The sequence below is a fragment of the Alteromonas sp. K632G genome, assembly GCF_017653625.1.
Taxonomy (GTDB): domain Bacteria; phylum Pseudomonadota; class Gammaproteobacteria; order Enterobacterales; family Alteromonadaceae; genus Alteromonas; species Alteromonas naphthalenivorans.
Map to the genome: position 1 here is coordinate 1 of NZ_JAGGDM010000026.1, position 16,850 is coordinate 16,850.

At 41.6% G+C, this 16,850-nt stretch carries 19 protein-coding genes and 1 tRNA gene; 14 read left to right on the forward strand and 6 right to left on the reverse strand.

What is annotated here, in order from left to right; all coding sequences use genetic code 11:
- Positions 1–437: 437 nt before the first annotated feature.
- Genes J5X92_RS19395 through J5X92_RS19405 form a run of 3 tightly spaced genes read left to right on the forward strand, consistent with a single transcriptional unit; the run spans position 438 to position 3,225 of the window.
- Positions 438–1,691 (forward strand): hypothetical protein, encoded by a 1,254-nt coding sequence (locus tag J5X92_RS19395; RefSeq protein ID WP_013784630.1) that lies wholly within the window; start codon positions 438–440, stop codon positions 1,689–1,691.
- Positions 1,692–1,718: 27 nt separating this feature from the next.
- Positions 1,719–2,480: a hypothetical protein gene (locus J5X92_RS19400; RefSeq protein ID WP_013784631.1), complete on the forward strand. Its 762-nt coding sequence runs from the start codon at positions 1,719–1,721 to the stop codon at positions 2,478–2,480.
- A 7-nt stretch (positions 2,481–2,487) separates the two neighbouring features.
- Positions 2,488–3,225, forward strand: a complete 738-nt coding sequence (locus tag J5X92_RS19405) for a hypothetical protein (protein WP_208806327.1) — start codon at positions 2,488–2,490, stop codon at positions 3,223–3,225.
- A gap of 645 nt (positions 3,226–3,870) precedes the next feature.
- Here J5X92_RS19405 and J5X92_RS19410 read toward each other — a convergent pair.
- Positions 3,871–4,473 carry a hypothetical protein gene (locus J5X92_RS19410; protein ID WP_013784633.1) on the reverse strand — a complete coding sequence of 201 codons (603 nt, stop codon included), beginning with the start codon at positions 4,471–4,473 and terminating at the stop codon, positions 3,871–3,873.
- Between the two features lie 74 nt (positions 4,474–4,547).
- The gene (locus J5X92_RS19415) at positions 4,548–5,570 is read right to left on the reverse strand and encodes a hypothetical protein (RefSeq protein WP_013784634.1); all 1,023 of its coding nucleotides are present in this window, start codon (positions 5,568–5,570) and stop codon (positions 4,548–4,550) included.
- A gap of 131 nt (positions 5,571–5,701) precedes the next feature.
- Here J5X92_RS19415 and J5X92_RS19420 point away from each other — a divergent pair, with 131 nt between their 5' ends.
- The 3 genes from J5X92_RS19420 to J5X92_RS19425 all read left to right on the forward strand — a co-directional run bounded on the left by J5X92_RS19420 (position 5,702) and on the right by J5X92_RS19425 (position 7,559).
- Positions 5,702–6,094, forward strand: coding sequence for a hypothetical protein (locus J5X92_RS19420; RefSeq protein ID WP_013784635.1), 393 nt, complete (start codon positions 5,702–5,704; stop codon positions 6,092–6,094).
- Entirely contained in the window at positions 6,094–6,216 is a 123-nt protein-coding gene (locus J5X92_RS21180; protein ID WP_013784636.1) for a hypothetical protein, read from the forward strand. Before J5X92_RS19420 ends, J5X92_RS21180 begins: the two co-directional genes overlap by 1 nt.
- A 521-nt stretch (positions 6,217–6,737) precedes the next feature.
- Complete coding sequence (locus J5X92_RS19425; protein ID WP_013784637.1) at positions 6,738–7,559, forward strand: hypothetical protein; 822 nt, start codon at positions 6,738–6,740, stop codon at positions 7,557–7,559.
- Between the two features lie 250 nt (positions 7,560–7,809).
- Here the strand turns inward: J5X92_RS19425 and J5X92_RS19430 are convergent.
- Both J5X92_RS19430 and J5X92_RS19435 read right to left on the reverse strand, forming a co-directional pair.
- Positions 7,810–7,886: transfer RNA gene (locus J5X92_RS19430), tRNA-Val, on the reverse strand.
- Between the two features lie 143 nt (positions 7,887–8,029).
- A complete protein-coding gene (locus J5X92_RS19435; RefSeq protein WP_208806328.1) occupies positions 8,030–9,112 on the reverse strand; it encodes a patatin-like phospholipase family protein in 1,083 nt (360 codons plus the stop codon).
- Positions 9,113–9,368: 256 nt separating this feature from the next.
- On the opposite strand from J5X92_RS19435, the gene hmgA reads away from it, so the two are divergent.
- Both hmgA and hppD read left to right on the forward strand, forming a co-directional pair.
- The gene (hmgA, locus tag J5X92_RS19440) at positions 9,369–10,673 is read left to right on the forward strand and encodes a homogentisate 1,2-dioxygenase (RefSeq protein WP_208806329.1); all 1,305 of its coding nucleotides are present in this window, start codon (positions 9,369–9,371) and stop codon (positions 10,671–10,673) included.
- A 331-nt stretch (positions 10,674–11,004) separates the two neighbouring features.
- Positions 11,005–12,078, forward strand: coding sequence for a 4-hydroxyphenylpyruvate dioxygenase (gene hppD, locus J5X92_RS19445; RefSeq protein ID WP_129737622.1), 1,074 nt, complete (start codon positions 11,005–11,007; stop codon positions 12,076–12,078).
- A gap of 160 nt (positions 12,079–12,238) precedes the next feature.
- Here the strand turns inward: hppD and J5X92_RS19450 are convergent, their stop codons facing one another.
- Positions 12,239–12,604 carry a VOC family protein gene (locus tag J5X92_RS19450; RefSeq protein ID WP_013784656.1) on the reverse strand — a complete coding sequence of 122 codons (366 nt, stop codon included), beginning with the start codon at positions 12,602–12,604 and terminating at the stop codon, positions 12,239–12,241.
- Between the two features lie 429 nt (positions 12,605–13,033).
- Here J5X92_RS19450 and J5X92_RS19455 point away from each other — a divergent pair, with 429 nt between their 5' ends.
- The 6 genes from J5X92_RS19455 to J5X92_RS19480 all read left to right on the forward strand — a co-directional run bounded on the left by J5X92_RS19455 (position 13,034) and on the right by J5X92_RS19480 (position 16,383).
- Positions 13,034–13,423 (forward strand): ACT domain-containing protein, encoded by a 390-nt coding sequence (locus tag J5X92_RS19455; protein WP_126873873.1) that lies wholly within the window; start codon positions 13,034–13,036, stop codon positions 13,421–13,423.
- On the forward strand, positions 13,423–13,926 hold the full coding sequence (locus tag J5X92_RS19460) for a PTS glucose transporter subunit IIA (RefSeq protein WP_338455810.1): 504 nt from the start codon (positions 13,423–13,425) through the stop codon (positions 13,924–13,926). The genes J5X92_RS19455 and J5X92_RS19460 overlap by 1 nt, the downstream gene beginning before the upstream one ends.
- Before the next feature lie 96 nt (positions 13,927–14,022).
- Complete coding sequence (locus tag J5X92_RS19465) at positions 14,023–14,358, forward strand: ArsC family reductase (protein ID WP_126873987.1); 336 nt, start codon at positions 14,023–14,025, stop codon at positions 14,356–14,358.
- Complete coding sequence (dapE, locus tag J5X92_RS19470; RefSeq protein WP_126873874.1) at positions 14,352–15,485, forward strand: succinyl-diaminopimelate desuccinylase; 1,134 nt, start codon at positions 14,352–14,354, stop codon at positions 15,483–15,485. The genes J5X92_RS19465 and dapE overlap by 7 nt, the downstream gene beginning before the upstream one ends.
- Complete coding sequence (locus J5X92_RS19475) at positions 15,482–16,180, forward strand: M15 family metallopeptidase (RefSeq protein WP_208806330.1); 699 nt, start codon at positions 15,482–15,484, stop codon at positions 16,178–16,180. Before dapE ends, J5X92_RS19475 begins: the two co-directional genes overlap by 4 nt.
- A 35-nt stretch (positions 16,181–16,215) precedes the next feature.
- Positions 16,216–16,383 (forward strand): DUF2897 family protein, encoded by a 168-nt coding sequence (locus tag J5X92_RS19480; protein WP_013784662.1) that lies wholly within the window; start codon positions 16,216–16,218, stop codon positions 16,381–16,383.
- A 135-nt stretch (positions 16,384–16,518) separates the two neighbouring features.
- On the opposite strand, the gene J5X92_RS19485 is transcribed toward J5X92_RS19480, so the two are convergent.
- Positions 16,519–16,845, reverse strand: coding sequence for a heavy metal-binding domain-containing protein (locus tag J5X92_RS19485; RefSeq protein ID WP_013784663.1), 327 nt, complete (start codon positions 16,843–16,845; stop codon positions 16,519–16,521).
- Positions 16,846–16,850: the final 5 nt, after the last annotated feature.

A 16,850-nucleotide genomic window follows, 5' to 3' on the forward strand; every position in this document is an offset into this window, starting at 1 on the left:
CAGTTTCCCTTGGTAATTAGCGCTTACGACAGAATCGCTTGGTAATTAAGATACGACAAAGTCGCTTGGTGTTAACAACATAATTTGTACTAGCTCAGACTTGATCTGACAGTTACCTCTCTTTTTAACCTTCTCTACCCCCAAAGATGCATTTCCCTTAGTAGTTTTTCTCTAGGGGAAATCGCAAACGTTCCGCATAGAAAAAAATTGATAATAATCTAGCGCTGAAACCTTCGTATCAGTATTGGATGCTAGCCTACTCTCCACTTCCCCTTCCATTCCGAAAAATTATTACTCTAAAAAATCATTACACTTCCCAAACTAAATACAACGAACACACGAATGACTCACCTTCATCATTTAAGCTTGCAATAAAATACAAAATGATGCTATTTTGTAATTGCAGTTTTCAATATGACTTTTTGGGAGAGTTAATTATGTTGGATAGAAATAAATTTCAAATAGAAAGAGAGCAGTTTTTAGAAGCTTTCTGCGAAAAGATCACGTCCATACTTGGATTAGAAATGAATGCCAAATTCAATGAAACACGATTTTACAGATTTACGGATATAGCGTTTGAACTAGCGAACTTTGGAACTATGGATAACTTTCTAGGGTTTAATGAATTCGATTTAGTGGCGTTCGTCGAAACGATGGAAACTATGTTGCCAACTGTCGCTAACAACATGAACATCGAGGAAGAGTACCCTACTCTCACTACGGCGGTTAGTTGCTTAGGGCTATATTCATCGCTCTACATTGTTGAGGACGAATACGTCGCGAACTACTGCGAAATCACCCATGAAGCCGTGGCTGCTGTTTTGGGTGTTAAGGTCAGCACGCTCAAAAACATGGTTTCTCTTAAATCGCTGGCAGCAATGAATAATCATGAACTACGTCAATACTTAGAGTCACAGGAGCGTTTCAAACCTTTTAAGCAGTACGATAGTGTGTCTCTTGACGCCCCATTGGATTTATCTAGCGTAAGAACCTGCAGTGCGCTCATTTATGCGATAGAGCAACGCGCTATCAAGTATAACCTCGTTGATACCTTGGAAACGGTTTATTCGAAAACAGGTGTTAATGCTGACTCTGATAGCAATATTAAGTTTATCGCTTTATTTTCCCTCTACGGTGACATTGCTCGCAAAATTGGAAGTTTTTTGGGGAAATTGAATCTTGATTTGCCGTCTCTTATTGTGGCAGTGGAGAACGTAGCGCATGAAATGAATTCGGCATTGGCTAATAGCTCTTCATTGGAAAACTACTTACGTCCCTCAGAACAGTCAGGGGATCGTGATACCCTTGAAGCCACTGCCAAACCAAACGTATTTCAAAAACCGAATATTTCTTTCACCGCTGATAATCTCGGCGACTACCTAAAAGTAGAATATGATTTTTCTACTCACCCTGATGACAGGAGCAAAAATAAGAAACTTTTTGCATTAAAAAAAGGCAGCCTGTCGATCGCCATCGAACGAACGAAAACACCGAGTATTTGGGTGACTCACAATATGGCAAAGCGACTCAATTCAAGCGACTTTGAAATAACTTGGTACGAATCTTCTGAAGATGGTGTTGGGAGGCATAGCGGTCTTCATACTTATAAAGAGTTTCATACCGCGGCTATTGCGAAAGTAAAAGTAAAATCATTTGATCATGCAGAACGCCTAATTAGCCAACTTCTGTAAAAAACATTGTTACATAAGGATTTTTCAATGCATTCATCAATAGCTAAGGCACAAGTCAAAGGCACGTTCAGAGTAGCAAATGATGTTCTCGACAAATACAACGCTGAAGCCGAAAAAAGAGTTGGCCAAAATAAACCCTTTTCCAGAAAAAGTATGACCGCTTACGTACAGAATATCTTTGATATGTATGGTGACCTATTGCTATTTCATAGAATAGATAAGCAAAACAGTAGCTGGCACTTCGACTCACTGAATCTTGCAATTAACCCTGACCACGCTGACTTTGGCGAGCTAGGAATATTGCACTGCATAATTTGCGAAAGAGTAATCACACGAAACATAAGAGTTAGAAGGCAGCCTTACCACCACTACTCATCAAAGTGCTATGTACATGAACACTTTTTACAACGGGTGCATCAACGTGCTTCGCCCCTACAAACACAAAACATTAAAAACATGTTGATGAGCATGGTTCTGTGGCTTGACAAGCATCACCGAACGTCCGATAGACAGACAGCCAAACTCTTTTTCGTTAGCGGAAAGCATGTTGTGGTCGCTACATATCATGCAAAGCTTGATGTTTATGTGTTTAACACCGTTCTCTCTAAAGAAATGTTTTCTTTTAAACAAGAGCAGGATTTCCAGCAAGCTTATGTGTTACTCAATCAAAGCGAAAATGATTTCGTGTGCATCAACGAAGCGGGGGAATTAATAGATGCCTTCAAAGCCAGAAACGAGTTATCTCTAGATGAAATATTGTCAAATACCAATTTCTTTAACCTAGACTAAGGACAGAATGATGTTACCCGAACACGGAAAAATAGAATGTAGAGTCTGTTACCAAGGTATAAAGGAAAAAGTATTTGAACCCGCATTGCACTGGCGCATGGTTAACAACCCTGGTGCTTGGGGTTCATCTAACCCGGAATATCTTGTTCTGGGCTTTTCTAAAGGATTTACGCAAGCAAACCTATTTGAACAGGAGCGGTTCGAGGATGTTGCTTTTGCGAAAATGAGAAACCGGTTAACGAAAGCACTGCACGTAGTTGATGTATTAGAGCATGACTGTTGTGTCGACAGCAAAATTGAAGATCCTCATTCGAATATTGCGTTTGGCTCGTTGATTCGCTGTAGCGTATCCAAAGCTGAAATCAAAAACGGATTGAATTGTGGCTATTCGTGCATTGGCCCTGTAATCAACAGAGCTTTTCAAGAAATACCACAGATCATCGAAAATTGTACTGATAGGTATTTGCGAGACCTACCCAAAAGTATTAGAGCAGTAATATTACTCGGTAACAGCGACGCGTACTTAAAATCAATCCGAACCGTATTAAAGCGGCTATTCAGCGATACGTTCAAGCAGATTAATGACGTCAGTATACAAGCTGATGGTTTTTTATGGGTTCACGTCTCTCATCCTTCAGGACTGAACGGACACTTTAACAAGTGGTTGACCAGTGAAAGTAACAGTGGTATCAAGCGTAAACAAGCTATAGAAGGACTTAGTTATATAAGTAACAAAAAGGATTAACTAAACTACTCACTGGTGCTGCTGTAAAGTGCCAATAGCTGGCTTGCATTTTTTCTTGTTTGAGCGGCTGCTGTGAGCGTAAACCGGACCTGGAGCTATTCATTTTTCACCCTAGTGAGCAGCAGATTTACATGAAAATTATCGACACACTGTAATTCCAATTCATAGCAAGGCCAACCAACGCTCCAGCAGTAAGATAAATCTCTTTCTCATTCTAGCATTTAGCCAATCCACTTCAAAAATGCCCTCAGGGCTGTTTTTGAAAGGCTTTGCAAGATACAGCTCATGGCGTTGATTTTTCTTATTCACTGACATAACAAGAGTGATAATGGTGAACCACTATAGCGGTTTATGTGAGAAGGTAACGGAAGAAATAAAAGAAAATCTATCTGACACTTTCCATAGTGCAATGACAATGTAATAAGTAGCCCTGCGCAGCCACACCAACGTGGCTGCTTAAGAACTCACTCTTAGGCCGAAGCCATTTCATTCCATCTGTCAATGCAATTTGTTTTCCCTACCCTCTGTACAAGACGTTTTAGCACAACGAATTAAAAACCCATTGGTGAGCCCTTTGACTTTGCTAGGCATTAGAGGCTTTGAACCGCATTTACAATTTTCTATTGAATGAATATTCATGTGTACCTATTCCGAAATTATTCCCAAAACAGCGGGAACTACTATTGAAATTATAACGATTAAAGGAAAAGACAATATGGAAAATATGGCTAAGCCTGATTGATTCATTTTTCTGTTCTCAGGCACTTTGCTCTCGGAGACTTGTTTAGACTCTGATCTAACTGCTATGTTATGCGCAAAGTTTAAAATCGTAAAAAGCATAAATATCAATGCTACTAGGAATATAATCCCCCCTATAAAGTAACCGCACCAACCCCTATTCTCTAAAACATAAACAGAGCTTGATATTAGTAGGCCGTTAATAGTCAGATTACTGATATAATTCATTAACGTTTCGAAGTTAAGTCCTGTTGGCTCGCCAGATTCGATGAACGCGATGACTCTATCAGAGCGATCTTCATTGAAATGCTTTCGGGAAAACGCTTCTAATTTTTTACCAAAAATATGTGGTAGCCACAAAAGTACAACTGGGATCACAAACAATAAATTTTCCGTTTTACTTTGACCAAAATACTGAAGGAAATAAAGAAAAACAGCAACGACAGCTGTTATTATTAGAAGAAATTTTATTTCCAATAGTTGAAACAGTGGTTGTTTATCATTTTCCATCAGTTAGCCCCTTTTTTATCAATCGTTAAAATTGTAATAATGCTCAGCTGGTCGCGTGGCAGGTTAACTGCCTATTACACGCTAGGGTAGAATCGCAACCATTTTATCCATAAAAAAAATTTTGGCTTTAATAGCTTATTCAACAAATCGTTTAGGCGTCTTACTCTTATATAATGCTTGGCTATTTCATCTAACAAAGACTCAGCCCCTCGGATCCAACGCATTCGTTGCTCTTGATCATTACTGTTAATCCAGTCAAAGATAGGAGAAGAATAAAGCATACGCGTTGTTTCCTGCACCTCAACTTCGGAGTTAAGGTACTCCGAAATGACTTTGGTATGCTCACGCTTTAATTTCCAGAGAGGATTATCATGGCTAGTGTTAGTTGAGGGCATCGAAGTATAAGTTATGACTGGAAAGTAAGCGACATCATTGCTGACCTCGTTGAGAGCCCGTTTTAAAAGATCGTCTATAAGAACGATTTCATGGGGTATTTCGTTTTTATAACCACCATCTTTTAGGGTTTTTAACCATGGCTTGTTCATATGACAATCGGGATATTTTAAAGCCAATTCATCTTGTGTTAATACATGGTGATAACGCTGCATGACGCTATCAATGTCAGCTTTAAAAAATTCAAGATAACTAAGCTTTACGCTTCGCAAGTTATGCACGTAGCGTATGAAAGGGATTAACATTGTACTGAAAATGAGGGCGGCAATCGTGACAAGCATACGCATTATTACAAGTGCGTCGTCTGGATCTACGTTAAAGAGAGTACCGGGTTTATTAACAATGTTAACTGGGGTTGTGCTTACTGACTTTTTGGGCGGTATGGGTAGATTTTCTACTGACTGAGTGGGTTTGTTCGTGGCAACAGAGTTATTGTTAGGCGCTGTTGCCACGACATCTTGCTTAGGCTCGGCAATGGGTTCGCTCTGGGTTTGAGCAAGAGCGTTTGTCGAACTAAAAACAAGCGATAGTATTAGTAAACTTTTGGACCACTTTCTGTTGTTGCACGCATCTGAAATCTCCTTAAAGTTGCATTTTACAATACGTAGTATACAAAAAACTACTCTTTTCCTCAAATATGTCAAACGAAAGTCCTTTCTCTTGGATTTATACACACCACGAATGCATTTGGATTTATAACGTAAAATGCCATCTATAACCACCGTTATCAAACACATAACTAATATAGATAGAAAAAAAAGTACCCCTCTGAAATGTGCTGCGTTATAGAATACCTAACACAAAACCAGCCAAAACACCTACCGCTATTGCATTTTCCATCTGCCTAGTTTCATTAGTGGGTTGTGCAAAACCCGAAACGCAAACAGCTTCACCCTCGCCAGTCAAAGAATCACAAAAAGCCAACTTTTTAAAAACAGGGTTAAGTGAGCGCATTCGCATTGAAAGCCAAAAAGTTGATTATTGGTCTTTAGAACAACGACTGGCGAACTACAAAGCGCCTAGCGTGTCGGTAGCTTTCATGCGAAATTGGCAACTGGCTTGGACCATGGAAAGCGGCGTTAAAGACGTAACTACCGAGCGGGTTGTTGATGAAAAACAGTATTCCAAGCAGGCAGTATTTCAAAACCCGCATTTGCGACAGTACTGATGAAATACCGCCAAGATAACCCGATTAATTTAGATACCGACGTAAATAACTTGCTTACCAGCTGGCAATTGCCCGAACACGAATGGACGGGGCAAGAAGCGGTGTCGTTACGCCGACTATGAAGCCATACCGGGGTACCACAGTGCATGCCTTCCTTGGTTACGCAGCGGGTGAACAGCACCCACGTTGCGCGCATTGATTAAACTCAAGGTCTTTAGCGGCCCATTACCTCTTGTAAAATGCTAGCCCACCTCTCACTCATAGCGGCCGGTACATTAATAGTAAGATTATGAAAAATAGAAGCACTTCTCCTAATCAGCAGTAGAGCAATTGCTATCTTTTAAAGTGACAGTCTCGCCGCTTTCACTGAGCGTCCATTAATTACGTTAACTCAGATACTCTAATACCTTTGTTCATTATTCTGCATTTATCTGCGAGATTCTGCACAGTTGCCCACTACAACCGTTTTATATCCATTTGTTCGTTTATCCCGGACCGACCATCATTGACGCGCGCAGAAAGCAATTAATTCCTCAATTTTTACACTTAAGCTCAAGCTTTATGTTTGCATTGCCACATTTTTTTTAAAATTTACGTAAAACTTAACACACTGTTATGGAATTTAACTGAAAGGAGTAATTCCATGACATCTTATGAATCTAATAGTAAGCAAGTTGAAGTACAAGGCCAACTCTACGATAGCTTGTCCGCAGCAGCCAGAGCCTTCGGATTAAATAGCGACAAAGTGCTTGAACGCGTTCGCTGCGGATGGAACATTTATGAAGCACTTGAAATTGTTGAGCGAAAACTGCCAACGATGAACTATCAAAACCGTATCGAACAATTTGCTGCTCAAGAGGGAATAAAAGCGAGTAGCGTGGGAAAACGTCTATCTTTGAGGCGAAGACGTATTAGAGAGTGGCTTAACCTGCCGGGTCTCTCCCCTACCCGTCATAGCAATGCTTTAATTGTCACAGATTCAGAAGGGCGCACATTTACCAGCTTAAAAGAAGCTTCTGCCGAAAAAGGCATGCATCGCTCAACATTAAAAAGCGGGAGCTTAAAGCTTGTAAAAGTGAAGAAATATGCTTTTGAATCAGAAATGGCTATTTCCGCCGAATCCATTTTACTTTTGTGCGCTCATCCAAACTTGGGTTTAAAAGATAACTTATTTTATTCAAATGGCCACTTCATACTTTTAGATAATCAAGTGCGCCTTCATCTGTTTTTCAGAAATACTGGGGATAATGAATATATTGCATTTGCATCGATTGATGGCGTGACGTTATTCAGTGTTAAGTGCTCGGCAAATGGATACGGCATATCTACAAGCAGCACATTATTTCGCGATACCGCTCTCCTAAAACCTCACGAAAAATCGGCATTGCATTATTTAATTCGTGGTTGTGTGAAGCAGAATAGTGAAATGTTCTTAAGTGACTTTGTTAAATACAAAATGCCATAAGAGAAAAACGCCATGGTTTTTAACGGCAAATAACAAAGGAGTGAAATCTAGATTTGGTCACGAGTGGTCACGAATTGTGACCACTCGTGACCATTCTGACAGTATTTATCTGTTTTTAAAGGAAAAAACGAAAATAAACACAAATCCTGAAAAAACTGCGTAAAACCGATTAGTTCAATACTGTCAATGAGTTAGGAATCTTAAATATTTTTAAAATGACGCTAGAAAAAATTCTTAGGGGAAAAATAGATGGTGCGACTACCCTGATTCGAACAGGGGACCTCTACCATGTCAAGGTAGCGCTCTAACCAACTGAGCTATAGTCGCAAATATACTTCGGCAGAACTGCCTGAAGGACGGCGCGTATCATAGCGATGCGCAGTGCGTCCTGCAAGCTTATTTTGTGTTTAAGGTGTGTGTTTGATTGATTTGCCACCATTTATTGAAAAAGTGAGCAATTTCACACCGAATTAAACGTTCTCACGCTGCATAAATGGCAACGGCTTGATTTTATCAACAATACTGCCATCACTCGAAATTTTCATAAAGTACTCCCCTAACCTATCGGTTTCCTGCAATACCGTTTGCCAGTACTTAATACGGGTAGTGGCATCGAGTTGCTCGAAGTCTTTTCGATCTGGAATTTTACCGTATGGCAGGCTTGCAACGAACTTGGCAGATGGCACTAGCATGACCACATTGTCGTAACTATTTTTATGTGCCACGCGGCGTTTTAAGCCCTTGTCGAACCAACCCGGAATGGGCTTAGGGTAAAAGTGTGGATATAACACTAAACCTTTGTCAGGGCCAAATTCTAGGTCAAAATGATAATCAACTATACCGCCATCGCGATACATAGCTTGCGGAGCCCCCGCAATATCTCTTATTCCTTCTAGCACAACGGGAATTGCACCGGAGGCTAGCAGGGCATTGTGGATATTTTCGTTATTTAATTCGTAATGTTCGGTGGGCAATTGGTACGGGTCTTTAATTGAAAATTCTGTATTTGGCGACGAAAAAATACAGCGTGTGTAATACCTACCCAAGTTCTTTCGCGTGACCGCGTTAGCGGCAGCACTCATCGCAAGGCCCGATAACTGCGAAAACTTATGTTCGCGCCGGGTAGCCCCTAAACACTTCGCCACAAAGATGTGTGCTTTGAATCGCTCGTTGGCCAACACCTCTTTTTTTCCTTCGCTATCCACCATTTCTTTTACTAACGCTTCCGCCTTGCGGGTTATTTCCGCAGGAGTAGGCTTATCGCTGTAAGTAGTGGTTGAATAAGACGTGGCTAGCCGATTTATGGCTGCAAGCGGGTCGTTTTGTACTGCACAAATAGCCCTAAATGCCCCCGCAGAAGACCCTATAACATGTATTTGATGTTCTACATTACTAAACCACTCAGGGAACAGTACTCTGTCTAAACCTGCAAGTGAAAACCATTTTGGACCGCCTGAAGCGCCGAGAAAATAACTAAATATTTCAGGGTGAAAGCCTTGCTGCTTAATGGTATTCATTGCCCCATTGCCGGCATAAATTTCTAGCGGTGCCACGTATTGACTCTACTTATCATGTATGCGCCTAATTTATCAGTAAAAGCCGTAAAATCAATGGGCCGTCCATCACCTTTATGAAACCACAACTATAAGCAGTGCATTTGATGTTGAAGTTTCCACCCGCGTAAACAAATCATCACACATCAATTTTTTATAAGGGCCCTATTCTAGCCACGCAATTGATTTACTTTTTATTAATATTTACGCTACGTAAATAGAAGCGTTTAGCATCAGCAGTATTTGAAAGGTGGGTATGGTGAGTCAATTAACTTATTTGTCGGGTTTTAATAATGAGCATGAAACTGAAGCCTTGCCTAATGCACTACCAAAAGGGCAATTTAGCCCGCAGAAAGTTAATTATAAACTTTACGCTGAGCAGTTCAGCACCAGTGCATTTACCGCGCCTCGGGCTAAAAATAGACGCAGTTGGACTTATCGAATTCGGCCTTCTGTCGCTATGGGCGATTTTTCACCTTATAAAAACACACAGCTTCAAACTGGCCCTGAAACGCAATCGCCGTGCCCGCCAAATGTAATGCGTTGGGATCCTCTCCCCCTAATTGATGAGAGTAGCAACATAGACTTTATTGAAGGTTTAGTGACCATAGCCACGAACGGCGACGCTAATCAGCAAATCGGCATGGGCATTCACTGCTATAGTGCGAATTCGTCTATGGGGAATAAGGTATTTTACTCATCCGACGGTGAGATGCTGTTCGTTCCACAACATGGAAACATGGAAGTAAAAACTGAGTTTGGCAAATTACATCTATCTGCAGGTGAAATTATGGTGATCCCTCGTGGGGTTCGCTTTAGCGTTACTCCTATTGATGGCGCAATTCGAGGGTATATTTGTGAAAACTATGGGCAGTCATTTGTTTTACCTGAGCGAGGCCCCGCAGGCGCAAACGGGTTTGCCAATCAAAGAGACTTTTTGTACCCCACTGCATGGTTTGACGATGTAGACACGCCCCATGTCATCATTAACAAGTTTTGTGGCCATTTATACCAAGCCCCGCTTCCACATTCGCCTTTTGATGTCGTGGCGTGGGTAGGTAATTCAGCGCCTTACAAATATGATCTTAAAAATTTTAACGTAATGAATACCGTTAGTTTTGACCACCCCGACCCTTCCATATTTACGGTGCTAACCTCGCCTTCTGAACTTGAAGGCACTGCCAATGTTGATTTTGTCATTTTCCCCCCACGCTGGATGGTGGCTGAGAATACCTTCCGCCCGCCTTATTTTCATAGAAATGTGATGAGTGAATTTATGGGGTTAATTGAGGGTAGTTATGATGCTAAAGAAAAGGGCTTTGCGCCTGGTGGTATGAGTTTACATAATTGCTTTACCCCTCATGGCCCCGAAGCTTCCGTATTTGAAGCAGCCTCGAATACAGAATTAGCCCCACAGAAATACGAAAATACACTGGCGTTTATGTTTGAGTCTCGCTTTCCTATCGCCCCAACTGAGTTTGCACTTAGTACTCCACTGCGCCAAACAGACTATATCGATTGTTGGAAAGGAATAACGAAGCATTTCGACGGTAAGATATAAGTACTATATAAAAACCATAATAGTAGGGAAATTCTTTGAATGTATGTATTTATGAACATTCCCTAGCTGCCCACAAACAAAAACAAAACGTTTAAATTCATCTGCTTACACCATTAAAAACCAGATTAAATTGCGTTTTTACACAGCTGAAAACTAAACGTTACACTTAATACGCTACAACGGCCCACATCGTGTTTTAACACTCTATTGCCCTTATATTTACCTCACCATTACAATCATCTCTTCTAATTACAATCGCCTTAGCGTGGGTTCAATATCAAAAACTAATTAACTAACGCAAAGGCAGTGACTTCAGTAAGCGAGAAAGAAAATGGCAGACGTATTTGAAAACCCAATTGGGTTAGATGGTTTTGAGTTTTTAGAATTTACCGCGCCTAAAAAGGGTTTATTGGAGCCTATGTTTGAAGCAATGGGGTTCACCCTTGTGGCCAAGCATAAATCAAAAGATGTGGAGCTGTGGCGCCAAGGCGATATCAATCTTTTAAGTAACTATGAAAAAAATTGCCACGCTTCTTACTATGCCGAAGAACACGGCCCTTCAGCGTGTGGCATGGCCTTTCGCGTTAAAGACTCTCAGCACGCCTATTCTGAAGTGCTAAAGCGCGGCGCTCAACCTATGGACACCCACACGGGCCCTATGGAATTGAAACTGCCGGCTATCAGAGGTATCGGCGGCGCCATGCTTTATTTAATCGATCGCTATCAAGGCGAAAACACCATTTATGATATCGATTTCACATGGATTGAAGGGGTAGACAGACACCCTGAAGGTTGTGGCTTCCACACGCTGGATCACCTTACTCACAATGTGTATCGCGGCCGAATGAATCATTGGGCGAAATTCTACGAATCGTTGTTTAACTTTCGCGAAATTCGCTATTTTGACATTAAGGGTGAATACACCGGTTTACTATCTAAAGCCATGACCGCGCCTGATGGCAAAATTCGAATTCCACTTAATGAAGAAGCGGTTGGCGGTGGGGGCCAAATTGAAGAATTCTTAATGCAATACAATGGTGAAGGTATTCAACATATCGCTTTTGCTTGTGACGACCTTATAAGCTGCTTAGATAAACTTAAAGCGAAGGGCATGAAGTTTATGACCCCACCTCCTGATACTTATTACGACATGTTAGAAGAGCGCTTACCCGGCCACGGTGAGCCTGTTGGAGAATTTAAACAACGAGGTATTTTGTTAGACGGCACCACGGAAGGCGAGTCTCCTCGTTTGCTACTGCAAATTTTCTCAGAAACCGTTTTTGGCCCAGTGTTTTTCGAGTTTATTCAGCGCAAAGAAGACGATGGATTTGGAGAAGGCAACTTTAAAGCGTTATTTGAATCGATTGAGCGGGATCAGGTAAATCGCGGCGTATTAAATAAATAGTCGCCCTAATCAATGCTTGCTCAAAAATTTTACACATAGTGGTGTTAGTGATGTCAGCCCCCTTAGCCTGAAGCTGACATCACCCTGTGTATTCCTAACCTTTCCTAATCTTTCCCCTCCTTTCCTCAGCGTGTACTTGCCGTGTTCTGGTAGTGCCCTTTTACTCTTCGCCTTGTTCGTAAAGTGCACAACACGCCCCTGAAGGGTCTTTTATAATACAAAAGCGAGATTTACCATGATGGCGAATATCTCCTATTTGCTGCCCACCAGCGCTTTTAGAAGCGGCTAATGCTGAGTCTAATTCGGCTACCGTGAAATACGGCACCCAACCGCCAGGAATATTACTATTGCAGCCTCGCTTATGGCATATACCGCCAGCTGGGCTTCCGTCTTCTTTCATCATGACATAATCGTTATAGCCACCCATGTCGAAGGCTTCTTTTTTCCAGCCCATCACATTCACATAAAAATCAGCTAGGGCATCAGCGTCTTCAGTGGTGATATCCATCCATAAACTATCGCTCATATCATTCCCCTTTTGAGGTTTGGCATTATTAGGTCATCAAGCCGGTCTGTAAACCTAGTATGTAAACCCAGTATTTAAATATAGTACTCTTTGATAATTGCACAGCCATTGATAAAAAACCACGTGGCGATCCGGTTTATTACGTTGGATAAAAGACAGCAGTGTCAAGACAAGAAATTGCAAAATAAGCAGAACAATTTTTAAATATGTATAGACAGAGGCTGTGGAAAATGCTTGTGAATAGGTAAATGTTATCCACTGACTATTGTTTGTACAGTTTATTTTATTGTTTAATTTCAAGACTTTAAACAAAAGCCCCAAACTACTCAACAAACTTATCCACAGATTAAGTGGATAACACGTAGCACTTAACCACAGATAGTGTTTTAATGTGGATACTTTGATTGAAACCTTTTTTTCCGGTTATTCATGCCAAAACAAACACTCTCAGTACTTCCCCAACCATTTACGATCCACAGCCTAGATGGCGACAGTGCAATTCCTGCAAATGTACTTCAAAGCCCGCTTTTTTTCTTGGGCAAAACAGAAGATGAATTGTCTATTGTTATCCCGTCGAATGTAGATGTAGATTCACTAGATTCTGACGAAGGCTGGCGAGCACTTGAACTGCTCGGCCCGCTGCATTTATCTATGGTAGGTATTATGGCGCAGATAGGCGCGGTGCTTGCCGCCGTGAAAGTCGCTATTTTTGTTGTATCGACATTCGAAACCGATTTTTTCCTTGTGAAAGATAATAAACTTGCTGATGCAACAAAGGCATTAAGAAATGCAGGTTATACGGTTCTTGAGGGCAAGTAGTGTTAATAGAAAAGCAACTGACATCGCCTCCTGAACAGTTTAAAAAAACCATTCCAATCGCATCACCGGTGTCAGGCCAATGTGTGTTACTGCAACACGTTAATGATGATCTAATCAATGTTGGAGCATGGGGGCCAGGTTTAGCGCTTACCACCGCTTCCAGTAAAGTGGTATCCCCATTTAATGCAACAGTAATGAAAATAGATCCCCTCGACTATTCAATTGAAATTAAATCTTCTTTTGGGCTTAAGTGTCGAATCAAATATGGCTTACACACCCAAATGCTGCACGGTGCGCAATTTTTAACTCAGTTAAGACAAGGCGAACAGATTAAAGCCGGTGCTATGTTATTTAGTGTTAATTCCGCGTGGCTAAAACAACAAGGCGTGGAAAATATTTGTATAATGACCTTATTAAATGCCAAAGCATTAATAGGCGTTCTACCAACGCATCAAAAATTTGTTGATGCGGGTAACGACACGCTGTTAACCCTTTATATTTAGGCAAGTTCGAACCCTTTTTGAAAATGTATAATAACGAGCTTATTATGCACTTACACTAACTTCACGCTGTAACGGAGTATCCTTTTGAGTACAACAATGTATGGCATCGCAAATTGCGACACGATCAAAAAAGCCAAAAAATGGCTTACTGAGAACAACATCGAATTTACTTTTCACGATTACAGAAAAGACGGTATAGACGCCAATTTTCTTGCCAACGCTGAAGCCAGTCTTGGTTATGAAGTGATGTTGAACAAACGTGGCACGACTTTTCGCCAACTCGATGACAGTGATAAAACAGATATCACCCGCGAAAAGGCACTCGCTTTGTTACTTGAACACCCTGCGATGGTGAAGCGCCCTATTTTAAACCATAACGGCACGTTTCACATTGGCTTTAAACCTGCGCAGTATGAGGAAATATTTTGTTAAACGATAACGTAATAGACATTGCTAAAAACTTAATGAATAGGCGTTCGGTTACCCCTGAAGATGAGGGTTGCCAAGAAGCCATGAAAGATTTTTTAGGTACCTTGGGGTTTAACAATGAAACTATGGTGTTTGACGATACCACCAACCTGTGGTCACGTCGTGGTAACGAAGGTCCTGTCTTTTGCTTTGCTGGTCACACCGATGTGGTTCCCAGTGGTCCAGAAAGCGCATGGAAAACCCCGCCTTTTACGGCTACTGAAGTAGACGGCTATTTACATGGCCGTGGTGCTGCCGACATGAAAGGCAGTTTGGCCGCAATGTTAGTCGCAACCCGTAAATTTGTAGCCGATTATCCTGATCACAAAGGTAGTATTGCGTATCTTATTACCAGTGACGAAGAAGGCCCGTTTATCAATGGCACTACTCGTGTTATCGATACCCTTGAAGCACGAAATGAAAAAATCACGTGGTGTGTGGTTGGCGAACCATCTTCGACCGATGAAGTGGGCGATATTGTTAAAAATGGCCGACGTGGTTCATTAACTGGCGATCTTACTGTTAAAGGTATTCAAGGCCATGTTGCTTATCCGCACTTAGCAAAAAATCCAGTGCATTGCGCCACACCTGCCTTAACAGAATTGGCTCAGTCTCATTGGGACAATGGCAACGAGTTTTTCCCGCCCACCAGCTTTCAAATTTCAAACATTAATGGCGGCACTGGTGCAGGTAATGTAATTCCTGGCGAGCTTCATGTGTGCTTTAACTTCCGGTTTTCAACCGAAGTGACAGATCAAGAACTCATTAAACGCGTTACGACCATTCTGGATAAGCACGAACTTGACTACGACATAAAGTGGACGTTTAACGGCCAGCCTTTTTTGACAGACTCAGGCCCGCTGCTTACTGCCACTGAAAAAGCAATTGCCGATGTACGTGGCACGCCTACCATTTTATCTACCGCTGGCGGCACATCTGATGGGCGATTTATTGCGCCGACTGGCGCACAAGTTATTGAGCTAGGGCCAGTAAATGCCACCATTCATAAAATAGATGAATGTGTAAAAATGAGTGATTTAGAGTTATTAAGCGACATGTACTACGGTATTTTGGTCAATCTACTCGCATGAAACCAGCTACCTGGTTAGGGCAAGACAATCCTCACCTTGTTGATGCAGGAAATGGACACTTCCTGCATGCCAACGTGCTACCCGCTTTTGTTAATATGCAACAAGCCGCCCGAGATGACGGTATAGATTTGTGCTTAGTAAGCAGCTTTCGTCACTTTGATAAACAGTGTGCTATTTGGAATAGAAAATGGCGTGGCGAAGCGGCGCTGTTGGATAGTGAGGGCACTGTATTAAACCCGAACAGTTTATCCAACGTAGAAAAACTACATGCAATACTGATGTGGTCAGCGTTACCTGGTGGCAGTCGACATCATTGGGGAAGTGACTTTGATGTTTATGACAAGCACGCCGTTGAACAATGGAGCGGTAAGTTTTCGTTAGTTGATAGCGAATATCGAAAAGGTGGGCCTTGTTTTTTGTTAGCTAATTGGCTTAAAGCGAATATGAGCACCTTTGGGTTCTTTCGCCCATTCAATGAAGATAAAGGCGGCGTAGCGTGTGAGCTTTGGCACCTAAGCCACCGGGCTGTTGCCACTGAGTTTGAACAAGCGCTTTCGCTGACGGAACTCACTACTGCCATCAAACACAGTAGCATTGAAGGTAAGGCCGTTGTTCTACAGCATATTGATGAAATTTACTATCGCTACGTGTTAAATCGTGGCGAGAGTTGGGATAGTGAAAGTTGGGCTAGATAAGCTTTCACAACTAAATAGCTTTAACGGAGACAGTGATGGATACGCTTTGGGTTGTCATTATTATCGTTATTGTATTGGGCGTGGTGGTTGGCAATATCACGCTGTTAAAATACAGCGCTAAATTTAAATTTCCAACACCGCTTAAAAAGAAAGACGATAAGCAAAAGAAGAATGGATTTGAAGATGAAGAGGACGACTGGTAAAACAGTCGCCCTGCTGGAAGGCTAACCACATCAAAGCTAATCACATTAAGACTAACCAGATTCAAACTGCTAAAAACTGGGTTTAAGCTGGCATTGAATCAGGCCCTTTGTCTAAATTAGCCTACCTACTACGCGTTAAAGTGGCGACGTTTTTACGGCAGTTCCGCTAATACTCACCATCAACATACTGCCTTTGTCACCAATAACTTGGTAATCAAGATCTATCCCCACAACTGCGTTAGCACCCATACTACGTGCCTCGTGCTCAAGTTCTGTAAACGCTAGCTTTCTTGCTCGCGTTAACTCTTCTTCATATGAACCAGAACGACCACCTACAATGTCACGAATAGAGGCAAATAAATCTTTTACTATATTAGCGCCCATTACGGCTTCGCCAACCACAATGCCATAGTAGGCTTCAATTTTTTGCCCTTCCAGAGTAGGCGTAGTTGAAATTATCATAGGTT

Bases quoted from the DNA above. Each gene is read 5' to 3' on its own strand.
- J5X92_RS19395 (WP_013784630.1), top strand. From the start codon at position 438: ATGTTGGATAGAAATAAATTTCAAATAGAAAGAGAGCAGTTTTTAGAA.
- J5X92_RS19400 (WP_013784631.1), top strand. From the start codon at position 1,719: ATGCATTCATCAATAGCTAAGGCACAAGTCAAAGGCACGTTCAGAGTA.
- J5X92_RS19405 (WP_208806327.1), top strand. From the start codon at position 2,488: ATGATGTTACCCGAACACGGAAAAATAGAATGTAGAGTCTGTTACCAA.
- J5X92_RS19410 (WP_013784633.1), bottom strand. From the start codon at position 4,473: ATGGAAAATGATAAACAACCACTGTTTCAACTATTGGAAATAAAATTT.
- J5X92_RS21180 (WP_013784636.1), top strand. From the start codon at position 6,094: ATGAAATACCGCCAAGATAACCCGATTAATTTAGATACCGACGTAAAT.
- J5X92_RS19425 (WP_013784637.1), top strand. From the start codon at position 6,738: ATGACATCTTATGAATCTAATAGTAAGCAAGTTGAAGTACAAGGCCAA.
- hmgA (WP_208806329.1), top strand. From the start codon at position 9,369: ATGGTGAGTCAATTAACTTATTTGTCGGGTTTTAATAATGAGCATGAA.
- hppD (WP_129737622.1), top strand. From the start codon at position 11,005: ATGGCAGACGTATTTGAAAACCCAATTGGGTTAGATGGTTTTGAGTTT.
- J5X92_RS19450 (WP_013784656.1), bottom strand. From the start codon at position 12,604: ATGAGCGATAGTTTATGGATGGATATCACCACTGAAGACGCTGATGCC.
- J5X92_RS19455 (WP_126873873.1), top strand. From the start codon at position 13,034: ATGCCAAAACAAACACTCTCAGTACTTCCCCAACCATTTACGATCCAC.
- J5X92_RS19465 (WP_126873987.1), top strand. From the start codon at position 14,023: ATGTATGGCATCGCAAATTGCGACACGATCAAAAAAGCCAAAAAATGG.
- J5X92_RS19475 (WP_208806330.1), top strand. From the start codon at position 15,482: ATGAAACCAGCTACCTGGTTAGGGCAAGACAATCCTCACCTTGTTGAT.
- J5X92_RS19480 (WP_013784662.1), top strand. From the start codon at position 16,216: ATGGATACGCTTTGGGTTGTCATTATTATCGTTATTGTATTGGGCGTG.
- J5X92_RS19485 (WP_013784663.1), bottom strand. From the start codon at position 16,845: ATGATAATTTCAACTACGCCTACTCTGGAAGGGCAAAAAATTGAAGCC.